This window comes from Tritonibacter mobilis F1926 (assembly GCF_000376545.2).
Classification (GTDB): Bacteria; Pseudomonadota; Alphaproteobacteria; order Rhodobacterales; family Rhodobacteraceae; genus Epibacterium; species Epibacterium mobile.
The window spans coordinates 67876-83900 of sequence record NZ_CP015231.1; the positions used below are offsets into that span (position 1 = coordinate 67876).

The window sequence follows — 16025 nt, forward strand, 5'->3', positions numbered from 1 at the left end:
TCTTACTCTGCAAGAGCCGCGATTGCGGCGTTGACAGCATCTTCACACCAATAAAGGCGAGAGCCGATTTTCACCGGACGCGGCAAGCGGCCTGCTTCAACGTCGCGGTAGATTGTGGTCCGGCCACGGTTGCCGAGTTTGGACTGAAGGTCTCTGAAGGTCAGGTACTTCACATGATACTCCTTGGGTTGTGTAGGAGCATCATGAGTAAATTTAGAATTCTTCGGTCGGAAAAAACTTCATAAGTCTTTTCCAATTCCCGGGTTTGCGACCGGCCTTATCGTAGCTTTCAATCGCGGAATAACTCAAGTGGCAGCCTCTTTTGGAAAGGGCGACGCGTACAGCGTCAATAGCAGAGTGTTCTTCCAACGTGGCGCTGTGCCGCCCCTTTTGCAGCCCGAGTTCCTCAGCTATCACAACAAGATAATGCGTTAGCGATTTTGCGAATTCGCTGGCTATGTTGGGTTTGGGGCCGCTGCTTGATGGTTTTTTCACATCTCCAGCCATGAAGTCTGCGCTCCACTCAGCAGTTTTTGGGTCAAGATAGTCCATGTGTTTTTGGGTAACGATTGCACCCCTTCGCATTGCTTCGAAGGCCCATCCGTCACTCTCAGCCTTATCTATCAGGCGATCCAGTTTGCGAGTGTCGTGCTTGGCGATACCGTTGGCAATCAAGCCGTAACTCTCTTGGTAAAAATCATTAATACCGTCCGCATTTGAAAACATATCGGCGACGATGTCCACGAATCCAGTCTTGAGTAAATCATCAACGACGTCTTCAAACCTTTGCTTCATTTGTTTCCTCCCTACTGGAAACATAGGCGGACCAAGATTGTGATAAATGCCGCCTTTGGTCGAGAAAATCTGTTCGCCGATATGCACGCTCAACTTTCCCGCCGACAGTGTGCCCGAGAGCGGTCTCTGCCACATCATGCGGCGTGCTGGTCGCCTCCGCGACCCAATCCCGAAAGCTGGACCGAAAGCCATGCGGGCGCGCCTCCATCCCGCGCCGCTTCATCAGGTTTGACATGGTCATGTCTGAAATCACCCCCTTGCGCGCGCCCGGGAAAAGCGACCCATCACGGGCGAAGGGCTTGGCCTGTTCAATGACTGTCAGCGCCTCTGATGAAAGAGGCACGCGGAAATCACTGGTCGCGTCGCGCCGCCCCTTCATGTTCTCTGCCGGTACGGTCCAAACATCACCCTCGATCTGGTCCAGATGCAGAAACCGCACGGCCTTTGAACGCACTGCCGTTAGGATCAACAGACGCAAGGCAAGGTGCGTCGGGCTGCCTTCATCAAGGCTCTGATAGAAGGCTGGCACCTCCTGCCATGGGAGCGCCGGAATGGATTGCGCCTTGTGCCGCTGCTTGCCAAGAAGGGCGCGGGCTTTGTCTGTGGCTTGCAGGTCCACTTCCAGCCCCAAGGCCGCAGCATGGCGCATACAGATGCTAAGCCGGTTCATAGCCTTTCGTGCCGTATCCGCCTTGCTGTGCCAGATGGGGGCGAGCGTGTCGCGAATGTCGCGTTGATCCAGTTCTGAGACGGGCACCTTGCCCAGCTTTGGCAAGACGTGGATTTCCAGCGGCGAGAACCACCGTCCTGCCATACCGTCGCCTTTGAGTTCTGCCTTCCTGCTTTCGAAAGCATCAAGGGCCACATCTTGAAGAAGGTGCATTTGACGGGCTTCCTCGCGCCGCTTGCGCTCCCGGTCCTTGATCGGGTCTTTCCCTGCCTCGATCAAAGCGCGCCCCGCTTTGGCCTTGTCACGCGCTTGCGCGAGGGTGACAGAAGGATAAGCCCCAAGCCCCATTTCGCGCCGCCTGCCGTGGACCGTGAAGCGAAAGACCCATTTCGCATGATCGGCATCTTGCTTGTAGAGCCACAAGCCGCCGCCGTCAGAATGTTTGCCGGGGTGGGCATTCCTGATTTCAGCTGCGCTGAATTTGTGCAACGGGCGCGCCATTCCAGTCCCCCTTTCGGTCCCCCTCCAATATATAGTATAGGATGGGGCAAGACGGAACAGGCTGAAACACCTTAGCCTATATTTTTATGGGTCGATTGGTGCGCAGCGGTCAGGGCGGCACATCAAGATATAGATATAAGATGCCGTGTGGGGGCGCCATTCTACAATCAACCCATTGATAAAAATGACTTATTTCAGATTGTGGACCGCACTGAAATTGCGCGTGGTCCACATTACCAGGAAAACCCACTGATCGAGCGCATCGCTTCGGCGGCTATCGCGCGACGTTCTGCGCCTTTCGTGTAGATTGCAGAGGTACTAGGTCGCGTGTGCGATAGAACGGCCATGATCTGGTGCTCACTGCGGCCTTCTTCGGCCAGAATTTCAGCCAAGGCCTTTCTCACGCCATGGGATGACCTGCCCTGCAGGCCCGCCTCATCACAGCGTTTCCTAAACCAATTACGGTAGGTATCAGCACTTTTGAATGGATTGCCGTGCTCACTCAGGATGTAGGCGTCGCCAATTCTGGCCACTGCAGAAATAGCTTCACGCAACGGTGCGGCCATAGGGATTTCGACGAAAGCAGCGCCGCGTTTTTTGGGTTGCCAACCCAGCCACCGTGAACCGTGGCTTTCAAATTCTTGCTTGCGGCCCAACCAAATTGCATCGCTCGATCTAGCCGCCGTAAACATGTGAATGGTTAGCGCGAGGTGAGCCATGGTCCCGGTGGGGTGGGCTTCTTTGAATTTGCGTAGGTCATCAGGTGTCCATGGAGTTGCGCCGCCTTGGCTGCGGTGAATTTTCCTTATTCCTACGAGTGGGTTCACCTCGGCATGCCCAGCGTCGCAAGCCCAGTGATACATTGACCGGGCAGCTTTCATCATGTTGTCAGCTTCTGCTGGCGTCGCCGCGCGCACATCTCGTACTTTCACAAAGGCCGCTGGCAGTGCGTTCAGGCTCGTTCTCCGTATTCATCGCCATCATCTATCTTGTGTTGGCACAGGCGGGTTAGAAGGCTTTTACGCTGGCGAAGTGTTGCTGCAGAAGCCTGTCGGGCTTCGATTATACGTTCCAGATGCTGAAGATCCTTGTCCCTCAGCCATTGGATCGATTGACGCACGGTGGTCGTTTCTGGCTCATGTTTCAATTCGATACCCGCGCGTCTGCTCCAGTAGTGCTCCGAAAACTTGGGGTGATCCATCCCGACATTCAGGCGGATCTTTCTATTCGGGTAGCCCTCGACGCACACCTGAATGCGTGCTTGCCTGATTTGAGCGTTTCAACTGTTAGCCGGGATAGTTCTTGCGAACGTCGGTCACCATTGCTTTGGCCCTAGAGCATTGCGCTTTTTCTCAGGCTCGTCCACTGGGCAGAAAATTCTGATGGATCCGTCCGGACCTAATTCCACAGCGGAGACCACAAGATCACAGGCCTTTGCGGCCTCCACTCCGCGCGTGATTTCTGCTTTAGTGATATGGTTTTAGCCATGGCTAATCCTTCCATACCCAAGGCTGCCGCGCTATGGTGGCGTTACCTACATCGAGGCGGGCTTTCACGTTTAGCGCGCTTTGGCGGGATGTGCCGGTGTATTGATGTCCATCAGAACCACAAGCCAGAGCGCCTCGTCATAGCCCCATGCATCTGACATACGCGAGTGATGCATCCGCCGAGGTCTGAGAATTGTTCTGACCTCTCGTGCATCAGTATCGCTCGGAGGGTTTCAGTCGCGGCATTGAGCGTGAGAGCATTGAACTCGGCGGATGTTGCGCGGGCTGTGGGCAACTTGGTGGATTGATCTGCCCGTGCGAGTTTCGCACCGCAGGAGCAGTGCGAAACCTCGGGGCAGTCGGCGGCGCGCCGCGTGTGGTCAATGGCCGCAGAGGGGCGGGGTCGTCGGGATGGGTCCGCCATGATTTCGAAATGTGAAGAGATAGAGTTTGTAATTGCGGGCGAGCCTGAGATCTGCTGCGCATTTCGCAGCACGGTTTCCAGTCTGTCTTGCATTCGAGCCTACCTCGATTGATGGGGAGGTCGTAATCCGAAAAATATGAACCACCCAAGGCAGTGATTCAAATATGTTGGACTATTTCGTGTTGGCGTTTCCTTGTGAGCCTAGGGTCACGACCCATTGATTTTCATCGGATGGCATGAATCACAGTTCAAAAAACGAGCGGTGCACATGACTGATCTTGTCTGGCTGACCGACGCGCGGATGACGCGTCTTGAGCCTTTCTTCCCGAAATCCCACGGCAAACCTCGCATCGATGACCGGCGTGTGTTGAGCGGTATTATCTTCATCAACCGCAATGGCTTACGGTGGCGTGACGCACCAGCAGCCTATGGCCCGCACAAGACACTCTACAACCGCTGGAAGCGGTGGAGCGATAGAGGCATCTTTGCCCGGATGATGGCTGACCTAGCGTCCGAGCACTGCGAACAGAAGACCGCCATGATCGATGCGACCTATCTCAAGGCCCACCGAACGGCGACCAGTATGGGCGTGGAAACGGGGGGCGTGGACGCCTGATTCGCCGAACCATAGGCGGCATGAACACAAAGCTGCTCGCCATCTGCGACAGCAAAGGCCGCCCACTGAGCCTGTTTGTGACCGCTGGACAGATCAGCGATTGCATCGGCGCACAAGCAGTGCTGAGCAGCCTGCTGGATGTCGACTGGCTGTTCGGGGACCGCGGCTATGATGCCGACTGGTTCAGAGAAGCGTTGAAAGATTGAGGAATGCGCGCATGTATCCCTGGTCGAAAGCAGTGGAAGAGAACCGTCAAGTTCGACAAGCGCCGATACAAGCGGCGCAACCGGATCGAGATCATGTTTGGCAGGCTCAAGGATTGGCGGCGTGTGGCAACCTAATACGACCGTTGTCCCACAGTACTCCTCTTGGCTATCGCACGGGCTGCGATCGTCATCTACCGGCTGTGAAAACCAATGAATCCAGACCCTAGCTCCTTGCTGTATCTGCGGGTGCTTTCGGTCAGGTTATTCTGAACATCTTTCATGTTGCAAAAATGCAGCTCCGAAAAACTGTCAGAAAATTATTGATGCCACAGTTTTGACATAGCCCACGCTGTTTGGCTTTCCTGACATCAGTCTGAGAAGACGTGGTGTTAAAATTAGCCGCACCACATAGATGCTGACCCTTGGGATGATCCTGCGGAGAGATCCGTGTCGGCGCAGGCAGCAGGCTGTTTGGTTTGTGCTTCCGCTTTTGGCGGATTCATATGCTTTGCAGGGTTGTCAGTTTGGACGGAATTAAGATTCATACTCGGTTTTGGGATCAAGGCATCTCGATAGGTGGAGCCTGGGGTCGCCTGCAGGCTTGGGGCCGCGTTCTCAAGCCGATCTCTACTTCTCTCAAAACCATTGCGCGCGACCACTCTGGTCAAGGACCACCAAACGCTGTGTGCGAATGCAGCGTGCCGGATCGGTCATGGGTGAGAGCCAACGCACAAAATGAAACACGATCATCAGGCAAGCGGCACTGGGGCTCTTACTGCTCAACTCAAACTACACGCCACTCTTGCATGATTTCAGATGAGGACAAAAAGTGAATTTTTCAATGTCGATTTTTCAATCGTTCTGGCGCGTTAGTCAGTTGGCAGCACTGTGGGTCATGCTCATTTTTTGCGCGCCTGCTCAGGCACAATACATTACCAGCCAAACAGCTTCACCGAGTAATTTTTCCGGATCTGGTGAGACGATTACCTTTACGGTGGCGATAGATACCCACAATTCCGCGGTCTCGGCAGTGAGTGTATCCAATAGTGTCGGGCCGATGCTCAATTGCTCTCCCACAAGTGCTGGTCTCAATTCGACCATTACCTGCACTGGTACATATATCACAGCAGCGGGTGACACATCGGTGACGGCGGCGGGTACCATTACGCTCACGACGGGCAGCTCGGTCACGCTAAGTTATAACGTATCTGCCGCCGATCCCAGTCCCAACACACCTTATTTCTCAATTGGTAGCGCGCCTACTACGGCAGCTGAAGGCAGCTCTGTCTCACTGGCGTTGGTGACACCGTCTGGGATGACGCCCTCATTGGCCAGCAATACATCCAGCGTGTGTACGGCGTCTGGGTTAACACTGAATATGGTGGGTGTCGGAACCTGCAATGCTGTTGCGACCGGGCCAGCGTCTTCTCCGTTCTACACCGAAGGTACACTAAATATCTCAATAAGCGTCACCGACACAGAGCCGCCGGTGATCACAGCCCCCGGTGCGCAATCTGCGTCCACCGATGCTGGCGCAAACACCGCGACGCTGGATGTTACGTCGCTGGGGTCGGTCACGGACAACAGCGGCACCACGCCAGCCATTACCTATGCCATCGGTGGCACACCTCTTGCCGGGGCATATGCCTTTCCGATGGGGGTGACCACGGTGACGATGGATGCCTCTGACGGGGCGGGCAATGCGGCGGTGCAGCAGAGCTTTACGGTTACCGTGACGGATGGCGAAGTGCCGGTGATCACTGCCCCCGGTCCTCAATCCGCGTCCACCGATGCTGGCGCAAATACCGCGACGCTGGATGTCACGTCGCTGGGGTCGGTCACGGACAACAGCGGCACCACGCCAGCCATTACCTATGCCATTGGCGGCACGCCTCTTTCCGGGGCTCATGCCTTTCCGATGGGGATGACCACGGTGACGATGGATGCCTCTGACGGGGCGGGCAATGCGGCGGTGCAGGAGAGCTTTACGGTCACCGTGACGGATGGCGAAGTGCCGGTGATCACTGCCCCCGGTCCTCAATCCGCGTCCACCGATACGGGCGCAAATACGGCGACGCTAGATGTCACGTCACTGGGGTCGGTCACGGACAACAGTGGCACGACACCAACCATTACCTATGCCATCGGCGGCACGCCTCTTTCCGGGGCTCATGCCTTTCCGATGGGGGTGACCACGGTGACGATGGATGCCTCTGACGGGGCGGGCAATGCGGCGGTGCAGCAGAGCTTTACGGTCACCGTGACGGATGGCGAAGTGCCGGTGATCACTGCACCCGGTGCTCAATCCGCGTCCACCGATGCTGGCGCGAATACCGCGACGCTGGATGTCACGTCGCTGGGGTCGGTCACGGACAACAGCGGCACCACGCCAGCCATTACCTATGCCATTGGCGGCACGCCTCTTGCCGGGGCTTATGCCTTCCCGATTGGGGTGACCACGGTGACGATGGATGCCTCTGACGGGGCGGGCAATGCGGCGGTGCAGCAGAGCTTTACGGTTACCGTGACGGATGGCGAAGTGCCGGTGATCACTGCCCCCGGTCCTCAATCCGCGTCCACCGATGCTGGCGCAAATACCGCGACGCTGGATGTCACGTCGCTGGGGTCGGTCACGGACAACAGCGGCACCACGCCAGCCATTACCTATGCCATTGGCGGCACGCCTCTTGCCGGGGCTTATGCCTTCCCGATTGGGGTGACCACGGTGACGATGGATGCCTCTGACGGGGCGGGCAATGCGGCGGTGCAGCAGAGCTTTACGGTCACCGTGACGGATGGCGAAGTGCCGGTGATCACTGCCCCCGGTCCTCAATCCGCGTCCACCGATGCTGGCGCAAATACCGCGACGCTGGATGTCACGTCGCTGGGGTCGGTCACGGACAACAGTGGCACGACACCAACCATTACCTATGCCATCGGCGGCACGCCTCTTTCCGGGGCTCATGCCTTTCCGATGGGGGTGACCACGGTGACGATGGATGCCTCTGACGGGGCGGGCAATGCGGCGGTGCAGCAGAGCTTTACGGTCACCGTGACGGATGGCGAAGTGCCGGTGATCACTGCACCCGGTGCTCAATCCGCGTCCACCGATGCTGGCGCGAATACCGCGACGCTGGATGTCACGTCGCTGGGGTCGGTCACGGACAACAGCGGCACCACGCCAGCCATTACCTATGCCATTGGCGGCACGCCTCTTTCCGGGGCTCATGCCTTTCCGATGGGGATGACCACGGTGACGATGGATGCCTCTGACGGGGCGGGCAATGCGGCGGTGCAGGAGAGCTTTACGGTCACCGTGACGGATGGCGAAGTGCCGGTGATCACTGCCCCCGGTCCTCAATCCGCGTCCACCGATACGGGCGCAAATACGGCGACGCTAGATGTCACGTCACTGGGGTCGGTCACGGACAACAGTGGCACGACACCAACCATTACCTATGCCATCGGCGGCACGCCTCTTTCCGGGGCTCATGCCTTTCCGATGGGGGTGACCACGGTGACGATGGATGCCTCTGACGGGGCGGGCAATGCGGCGGTGCAGCAGAGCTTTACGGTCACCGTGACGGATGGCGAAGTGCCGGTGATCACTGCACCCGGTGCTCAATCCGCGTCCACCGATGCTGGCGCAAATACCGCGACGCTGGATGTCACGTCGCTGGGGTCGGTCACGGACAACAGCGGCACCACGCCAGCCATTACCTATGCCATTGGCGGCACGCCTCTTTCCGGGGCTTATGCCTTTCCGATGGGGATGACCACGGTGACGATGGATGCCTCTGACGGGGCGGGCAATGCGGCGGTGCAGGAGAGCTTTACGGTCACCGTGACGGATGGCGAAGTGCCGGTGATCACTGCCCCCGGTCCTCAATCCGCGTCCACCGATACGGGCGCAAATACGGCGACGCTAGATGTCACGTCACTGGGGTCGGTCACGGACAATAGCGGCACCACGCCAGCCATTACCTATGCCATCGGTGGCACGCCTCTTGCCGGGGCTCATGCCTTTCCGATTGGGGTGACTACGGTGACGATGGATGCGAGCGATGATGTAGGTAACGCGGCAACGCAGCAAAGTTTCACAGTGACTGTGACGGATGGCGAGGCGCCGGTCATCACCGCACCAGCCGACCAAACCGCGCCTGCAGATATTGGAGGTGTTACCGCCACATTGGATGTCACCAATTTGGGTTCGGTCACCGATAACAGCGGCCCCACACCGTCCATTACCTATCGTGCAGGCAGTACTATTCTGACCGGGCTACATGTTTTCCCTCTTGGGGTGACCACGGTGACGATGGACGCAACAGACAGTGCGGGCAATGCTGCGACGCAGGTCAGCTTTACGGTCACCGTCACGGATAATGAAGCCCCTACGGTCACCTTGACGACCAATTCGACACAGGTGGCCGCCGGAGATCGCGTGGTCGTTAACATTGCATTCTCAGAACCAGTCACGGGTTTTTACGGGTCCGAACTCAACTTGGGCAATGCTACGCTTACCTCCTTGTCCGGAACAGGTACTGCGTGGGTCGCGACGCTTTCTGCAATAGGTGGAGGTGAAGTCACCGTCTCTGTTCCCGCAGGGGCTGCCACAGATGCCGCAGGCAACGGCAATGAGATGTCAAATACACTCAGCGTAAGGGACACGACGATCACTGAGACACAGACCCAGATCTCTCAGTTCATGCAATCACGTGTTGATCTATTGCTTAAAAACCAACCGGAGCTCGCACATTTACTGTTGGGATCGGAAACCGGGCGTCTCAATAGTCAGGTGTCTCGAGGGACGGGGACCTTCAACTTTGCCAACCGGTCGGACGCTCCGGTCTGGATGATGCTAAATGGTTCTTGGACGAATGAAAGCGACCGTGATCTGACATATCTGTTTGGCTCTATCGGTAGTCATATAAAGCTCAATCCGAACTTGCTTGTTGGCGGCATGCTGCAGTTTGACCACATGGATCAGACAGATGGCGCGGCTACAGTCCAAGGTACCGGCTGGCTTGCTGGTCCGTATTTTGTTGCTCGCCTTCCTGAGAAAGACCTCTACTTTGATGGGCGGCTGCTCTACGGGCAGTCCTCAAATAAAATCACCCCATTCGGCACGTATACTGACAAGTTTGACACCAATCGATTGCTCGCTTCGCTTCAGGTGTCCGGTGTGCTGGACTACGGGGAGGTCGATATCATTCCAAGTCTGAAGGCATCTTATGCCCGAGAGGCTCAATCCGCGTATACGGACACACCCGGCAACCGGATACCTAAACAGACCGTTGAGCTTGGGCAGATCGAGGCGGGGCTCGCTTTTGTTGCCCCGATGCCCCTTTACACCGGGGAAGGTGAGATGACCCTAACTGGTGGCGTCAAAGCCATTGGCTCGTTCGTCAACGGGTCAGGGCATGCTGCATCGGTTAGCCCTGACTACGAAGGGGGGCGTGCCCGTATCGACCTGGGAATGATGCATAGAATGGTGAATGGCGGACAGTTCCAGATCCAATCCTACTATGACGGGATTGGAGCCAGTGGATATGACAGCTATGGGATCTCTTTCAGACTGGAATATCAATTCTGAGGCGAAATTCAGCCAGAGGTCGGTGTGAAAGCTGATTGATCGCAACGCTCTCCGGGGACTTCAACCGGTGCAGATGGGCAGATAGGTGTCATCGCATCTGCCCATCCGGACATCCAATCAGCTGTGCTCTGGCCCTTTTTTCGCCATATCGCGTGGCCACGGGATTTCGATGATCTTACCCCTTGATCTGGGTGATATAAGCTCTGTTGGCTAGGTGTTAGATCAAAGCGGTTGAAAGCAAGGGAAAGCGGCTTAACAGAACAAGAATGATCGCCACCGCGAGCAGAAAGGGCCAGAGCGATCTCAGAATACGGCCGGGTGAAACATTGCTCATCGACGAGGCAATATAGAGCCCGACGCCGACAGGAGGTGTCAGCAGACCCAGCACGAGGTTCAAACACATCACGACGCCGAATTGATACGGGCTGATATCATAGTCGTTCATTGCAATTGGCAAGAGAATCGGTGTGATCAGGATCACTGCCGCGATGCCATCAATCAGCATACCGGCGAACAGTAAGATCAGGTTCACGATCAATAGAAACAAGAAAGGATCGCTGGAAATCGAAGTGATCAGAGCGGCCAGCTTTTGCGGGAGAGCTTCGTAGATGATCACCCAACCAAACACATTGGCGGTCGCGATCATAAAGATGATCATTGACGCATTAACTGCAGTGCGGCGGAACATCCCAAATAGCGTTCTGGGTTTCAGCTCTCCGTAGATCAACCACCCAATCAGAAACGCCAGCAGGGATGCAATTGCGGCACTTTCGGTTGGGGTTGCGATACCAAATAAGACGCCTCCAATGATGGCACAGGGGATCAGTGCAGCGGGCAGGCAGTAAAGCAATGCCGAGAATGCCTCACGGCCTGTGAACCAACTCCCTTTGGGAAAACCCGTCATGACGCCGATGACAAAAATCACCAATGCAAAGGCCGTGGCAAGCATCAGGCCAGGCAGGATACCGGCGAGGAACATATCCCCAATGGGAACCTGCGCCAGAACGCCAAAAATCACAAACATCATCGAGGGTGGAATAACTGGCGCTAGCAGCCCACCTGCTGCTGTCGTTGCGGCGGCAAACCCCGTGTCGTAACCTTCTTTTTCCATCTCCGGCGTCATGGCACGGGCCATAACTGCAATCTGGGCCGTCGCTGATCCAATGATTGCCGCCATGAACATATTCGTCAGGAGGTTGATATAGGCCAGACCGCCACGAAACCCGCCGACAAAGACTCGAGCGGCATTAATCAGGCGGCGCGTCATGCCGCCTTCATTCATCATCTCTCCGGTGAGCATAAAAAGTGGGATCGCGAGCAGGCCGTAGTTTTCGAGCCCTGAGAACATTTTCTGTGCGAAACTGTCATACAGGACAGTGTTTCCGCTTTCCCAAATGTACCAGATTGCGGTCAGTGCTAGAACCAAAGCAACGGGTACAGCGATCAGCAGTTTGAAGGCAAAAATCAGCGGTGTCATGAGGGGTCATCCTGCTGCTCGGTCCCTTGGCCGATCAGGTTGGCAAAGCTATGTAGAGTAGCGCCCAAGGAGAACACCCACATCACCGACCAGATCCAATACTTGGGCACGCCCAGTGTCGTAGTCGGCTCGGCATAGACAAAATTGAACGTGGCGCCCTGAAACGCCTCGACGTCGAAGCCATTTTGGATCAGCGCCAGCGGGGCGTACCAACGCCAACAAAACCACAGCATCGCGAGCGCAAAGATCAGTACGATCAAGTCCACCAATTTCGCCGCAATTTTGCGAACCATTGACGGCAGCGTATCCGTGAGGATTGTGACGGCCACGGCATGGCCAAAGTGCAGTGCTGCTGATGCCCCCAGAAAGGCCATCCAGGCCATGGCGTAGATGGCCAGTTCATCCACCCAAAACAAGGCCGCGCCAATGCTTCGTGTCACAACATTGAGCAGAATGAGCACCGTGATAGAGACAGCGAGGAATGCAGCCAGTGTCAACTCAATCCGCGCCCAGCCTGCCGAGATACGTCCGATCATGTAGGTCTCCGCATAATAATCGCGGGCACGTGTCCGTACCCGCGACGGATACTTCGGGTCGAGTTACTCTTGCGCAGTCGCAGCGGCAGCGTCGCGCAGGTCAACAAGCATCGTTGAGCGCTTTGACCAAATTTCATTCCAACTCGAGATCGCATCACTAAAGAAGCTCGCATCCACAATCTTATAGGTGCGACCTGTGTCTTTGATCTGGTCCAGCCAGATTTGCTCTTTCTTGACGTAAGTATCGATTGTGCTGTCGACATGCTGCGCCATCAGATCACCGATAAGAGCACGATCTTCCTCGGAAAGTCCCGCCCAAACCCGAGCAGACACAAGGCCCACCATCGGAAACATCATATGGTTGGATTGCACCACGGTATCTGCGTGCTCGTAGTATTTCAGAACCCAGATCAACTCTGCGTCCATGTCGATGGCATCGACCTGCCCATTTGCAAGTGCATCATAGACTGCGGGCAGCGGCATCGGCGTCGGGGCTGCGCCAATGGCGTTGTAGAAATCTAGGATCGGCTCAAACGGAGTGATCCTTAGTTTCAGGCCTGACAGATCTTCGACGCTGTTGACCTCCCCGCGGGCCACAATCTGACGCAGACCTGCCATTCCGTAGCCGGTACCGACCACCCCAGTCTTTGCCGGGAGTTGCGCCAGCATTCCTTTTGCAGTCTCGCTGCGCAGAATGCGACCTGCATGGGCGATATCATTGGCCAAATAGGGCGCATAGAGGGCCCCAAAGTCGGGTGCGCGGTTTGATACCTCGGCAACGGTCATAAATGCCATATCGAGCGCACCAGTTTGCAATTGCTGCAACATCTCCGCTTCATTGCCGAGCTGCCGAGCGGGAAAGACCGTGACACTATGGGCACCATCGCTCGCTTCCGCCAAGTCTGCTCCAAATGCTTCTGCCGCTTTGGTCCAGATGTGCGGAGGGGGGGTAATGAGACCCAGTCGAAATTCTTTGGCTTGGGTTGCGACAGCAGAGGCCAGCAGGATTGCTGCGCCGGTGATTGAGTTTCGAATGATGTTCATTGGCCGTTTCCCTGTTCTATTTTTGCTTTGTTTATGTGTTCAAAGCTGTACCCACTCCGCAGGTGGTTTTCCCTTGCCGGGGTGAAGCTCGCCGCAATGCGGACAGGTGCGGGCTTCTACGCTGTCATGAAATTTGCTGTAGATTTTGGGGAGCGCGGTTACGATGCCCTCGGCACCATCCAGAGCGACCTCCTCGCGGTGAACCAGCCCCTCGCATTTGAAACAGTACCACTCAAAGCCCTCTTTCATACCGGGCTGACGTGGGGCCTCTACGACAATCCCCACAGATCCTTCCTGCGGGCGCTGAGGTGCATGTCGTACATGCGGCGGCAGCATGAAGACCTCACCCTCGCGGACGGGGACATCATAGATTTTGCCGCCATCTGCGATCTTGAGCATCATGTCGCCCTTCTGTTGGAAAAACCATTCCTCGACAGGGTCATCATGAAAATCGACACGCGTGTTGGGGCCACCAACAACCATCACAATCATGTCGCCTTCTTTGTGGAGCAACTGGTTGCCGACGGGCGGACGCAGCTTGTCAGCGTTTTCTTCCACCCATTTCTTGAAATTGAAGGGCTTCAATGTGGGATGTTGAGTCATGGGTCTCTCCCGCGTGCAGTCCCTCACTCAGAGGGAGTGGATTTCTGTCTTCTTTCGTTCAGCCTAGAAAATCTTGGCCTTGCAAAATATTTATTTCTACGAAAGTAGATATCCGGTTTCCTGATACCCATGTCAGCCAACAACAAGAAGTGCGGTACCGAGCGCCGCAAAGGCCGACGCCAGCAAGAGTTTTTTGATCTCAACGGCTTCACATCTGCTGACAAACAAGACGAGTGCTGCCGAAAACAGCACTTCCAGTGAGCCAAGAATTGCAACGGTGGCGACAGATGTGAATTTCAGCGCAAAGAACTGAAGCAACTGGCCTGCACTCAGTGCAATGGCTGTGCGCCAATGAGCGGGGGTGCGGTCTGATGTGAGGTGCCAAAACCCTTGCCGCACACCGTGTCTGACCATCGTGGCATTCATGAACCAAACAACGGCGACCGAAGCCCCAACTAGCGTGCCAAGTGCCGCATCTGGCACCGTGCGCAATCCCGCTGCACGCAGACAATATGCCAACGCATATGCGGCGGCTGACAACAAGCCCAACACCACGCCGATCGACGGCAATCTTCGACTAAGGTTGCGGGACGGGCGCATATAGAAAACGACACCGGCTATAACAATAGCTCCGCCTAAAACGGTGCGCCAGTTCGGGATCTGACTGAGGAGCATATACGCGCAGGGCAGGGCAAAGACAGGTATCAGACGACGCAGCAGGCCGGCCCTCACCGCCCCTATTTTTTCGGTCGCACGATACATGGCTTGCCGTCCGAAAATATTTGACGCAAACCCTGCCAATGCAAAAAATGCAGCGGCCCAAAGACCTTCCGCGCTCTTCAACGTCACGGCCGAAGTCGTGCCCCATCCGAGCCAGAGTACACCTGAAGCGATCAGTGTAATGACCACCGACAAAAAGACGCCATTGTCGCCTTGTGCGGTGGTCTTACTATGTACGATGGAGACGCCAGCACAGCCATATGCCGCTGCAGCGAGGAGCGCCAATGTTTCTCCGAGCATCCCGCGTGATCAGAGCAACAATCCGCAATCCTCAAAGGCGACTGAGGTCGCTGCTTTTTCCGCTTCAGTCAGCTCCAGCATCGGATGACGGACACGCCCACCGGTTTGTCCCAGTAACTCCTGCCAGTATTTTCCATGCGCTGTGGGCTTACCCGCAGGTTTGGAGTTGCGAATGGCGTCTCGAACGGGTTGCAGACTATCGTGCACGCGACGCGCAGCTTCATATTTGCCCGCGAATGCCAATTCTGTGTACTCATGCATGCGCCGGTCATTCTTAGTCTGCAATTGGTATGGAGGTGAGGAGCAAAGATAAAGCTGCCAGCCCAGCTCCTCAATATTGTCGAGCCAATCGTCCTCCGCAGACGTCGAAACCAAAATCTTGTCCCCGACCATCTTTGTGAGACGGGCGTACATGTCGCGTGGAACGGAGTATTTAATGGCCATGATGTTGGGAAGTTCAGCGATACGAGCGCAGGTTTCTGGCTCCATCAGATAGCCGCTGTCGGGGTGGCTCCACATGGCAATGCCGATGTCGAGCCGGTCACATAGGTATTTGTAGTAGTTATACAAAACCTCATCGCGATCATGGCAAAAGCTCAACATTGGCGCATGCACGACAACATAATCCGCACCACAATCCTGCGCGTGGCGGCCAAGCTCCAGAACGGTGTCGACGTTCTGATCCGAAATCGACATGATCGTGCCTGCTTTGTCGGCGCATTCTTCGACTGCGACGGTCATGTTCCGCTTGCGCTCCTCAAGCGACATGGACCAGAATTCACCTTGTTTCCCTGCGATGAACAGCCCCTGAATACCCAGATCATCAATCCAATGACGAATATTGGTGCGCAACCCTGCCTCATCTAAACGCAGCTCGTTATCAAACGGGTTCAGCGCAGCTGCCCAGATCCCCCGCATTGTCTCGCGCGCATAGTCCTTGGCTTGATTTTTGCTGTACTTCATTGATTTAGCTCCAGTTTGCACGAGGAAACGGCAATGTGTTTCCCGGCATTTAGGGCCGGTAACGAGGCAAAACCAACTGGATTGACGGAA

At 56.0% G+C, this 16025-nt stretch carries 11 protein-coding genes and 1 pseudogene; 2 read left to right on the forward strand and 10 right to left on the reverse strand.

What is annotated here, in order from left to right; translation table 11 throughout:
* Positions 1-2: 2 nt before the first annotated feature.
* The 4 genes from K529_RS15775 to K529_RS15790 all read right to left on the reverse strand — a co-directional run bounded on the left by K529_RS15775 (position 3) and on the right by K529_RS15790 (position 2850).
* Positions 3-173, reverse strand: a complete 171-nt coding sequence (locus K529_RS15775; protein ID WP_005613117.1) for a helix-turn-helix transcriptional regulator — start codon at positions 171-173, stop codon at positions 3-5.
* A gap of 40 nt (positions 174-213) precedes the next feature.
* Positions 214-795, reverse strand: a complete 582-nt coding sequence (locus tag K529_RS15780; protein WP_005613114.1) for a hypothetical protein — start codon at positions 793-795, stop codon at positions 214-216.
* The gene (locus K529_RS15785; protein ID WP_005613111.1) at positions 779-1966 is read right to left on the reverse strand and encodes a tyrosine-type recombinase/integrase; all 1188 of its coding nucleotides are present in this window, start codon (positions 1964-1966) and stop codon (positions 779-781) included. Before K529_RS15785 ends, K529_RS15780 begins: the two co-directional genes overlap by 17 nt.
* 233 nt (positions 1967-2199) lie before the next feature.
* Positions 2200-2850: a tyrosine-type recombinase/integrase gene (locus K529_RS15790; protein ID WP_052032002.1), complete on the reverse strand. Its 651-nt coding sequence runs from the start codon at positions 2848-2850 to the stop codon at positions 2200-2202.
* 1295 nt (positions 2851-4145) lie between these two features.
* Between K529_RS15790 and K529_RS23135 the strand changes: the two are divergent.
* Positions 4146-4903, forward strand: a pseudogene (locus K529_RS23135) (IS5 family transposase).
* Positions 4904-5729: 826 nt separating this feature from the next.
* Complete coding sequence (locus K529_RS23140) at positions 5730-10292, forward strand: HYR domain-containing protein (RefSeq protein ID WP_157888509.1); 4563 nt, start codon at positions 5730-5732, stop codon at positions 10290-10292.
* Positions 10293-10509: 217 nt separating this feature from the next.
* Here K529_RS23140 and K529_RS15810 read toward each other — a convergent pair whose 3' ends face one another.
* The 6 genes from K529_RS15810 to K529_RS15835 form a co-directional block, all read right to left on the reverse strand.
* Positions 10510-11769 carry a TRAP transporter large permease gene (locus K529_RS15810; RefSeq protein ID WP_005605951.1) on the reverse strand — a complete coding sequence of 420 codons (1260 nt, stop codon included), beginning with the start codon at positions 11767-11769 and terminating at the stop codon, positions 10510-10512.
* Entirely contained in the window at positions 11766-12305 is a 540-nt protein-coding gene (locus K529_RS15815; protein WP_005605949.1) for a TRAP transporter small permease, read from the reverse strand. The genes K529_RS15810 and K529_RS15815 overlap by 4 nt, the downstream gene beginning before the upstream one ends.
* A 63-nt stretch (positions 12306-12368) precedes the next feature.
* On the reverse strand, positions 12369-13349 hold the full coding sequence (locus K529_RS15820) for a TRAP transporter substrate-binding protein (protein ID WP_005605946.1): 981 nt from the start codon (positions 13347-13349) through the stop codon (positions 12369-12371).
* A gap of 39 nt (positions 13350-13388) precedes the next feature.
* Entirely contained in the window at positions 13389-13952 is a 564-nt protein-coding gene (locus K529_RS15825) for a 3-hydroxyanthranilate 3,4-dioxygenase (RefSeq protein ID WP_005605943.1), read from the reverse strand.
* Between the two features lie 132 nt (positions 13953-14084).
* Positions 14085-14972 (reverse strand): EamA family transporter, encoded by an 888-nt coding sequence (locus tag K529_RS15830; protein WP_005605941.1) that lies wholly within the window; start codon positions 14970-14972, stop codon positions 14085-14087.
* A gap of 9 nt (positions 14973-14981) precedes the next feature.
* A complete protein-coding gene (locus K529_RS15835; RefSeq protein WP_005605938.1) occupies positions 14982-15935 on the reverse strand; it encodes a dihydrodipicolinate synthase family protein in 954 nt (317 codons plus the stop codon).
* Between the last annotated feature and the right edge of the window lie 90 nt (positions 15936-16025).

Bases quoted from the DNA above. Each gene is read 5' to 3' on its own strand.
- K529_RS15835 (WP_005605938.1), bottom strand. From the start codon at position 15,935: ATGAAGTACAGCAAAAATCAAGCCAAGGACTATGCGCGCGAGACAATG.
- K529_RS15785 (WP_005613111.1), bottom strand. From the start codon at position 1,966: ATGGCGCGCCCGTTGCACAAATTCAGCGCAGCTGAAATCAGGAATGCC.
- K529_RS15780 (WP_005613114.1), bottom strand. From the start codon at position 795: ATGAAGCAAAGGTTTGAAGACGTCGTTGATGATTTACTCAAGACTGGA.
- K529_RS15825 (WP_005605943.1), bottom strand. From the start codon at position 13,952: ATGACTCAACATCCCACATTGAAGCCCTTCAATTTCAAGAAATGGGTG.
- K529_RS15820 (WP_005605946.1), bottom strand. From the start codon at position 13,349: ATGAACATCATTCGAAACTCAATCACCGGCGCAGCAATCCTGCTGGCC.
- K529_RS15790 (WP_052032002.1), bottom strand. From the start codon at position 2,850: ATGATGAAAGCTGCCCGGTCAATGTATCACTGGGCTTGCGACGCTGGG.
- K529_RS15815 (WP_005605949.1), bottom strand. From the start codon at position 12,305: ATGATCGGACGTATCTCGGCAGGCTGGGCGCGGATTGAGTTGACACTG.
- K529_RS15830 (WP_005605941.1), bottom strand. From the start codon at position 14,972: ATGCTCGGAGAAACATTGGCGCTCCTCGCTGCAGCGGCATATGGCTGT.
- K529_RS15810 (WP_005605951.1), bottom strand. From the start codon at position 11,769: ATGACACCGCTGATTTTTGCCTTCAAACTGCTGATCGCTGTACCCGTT.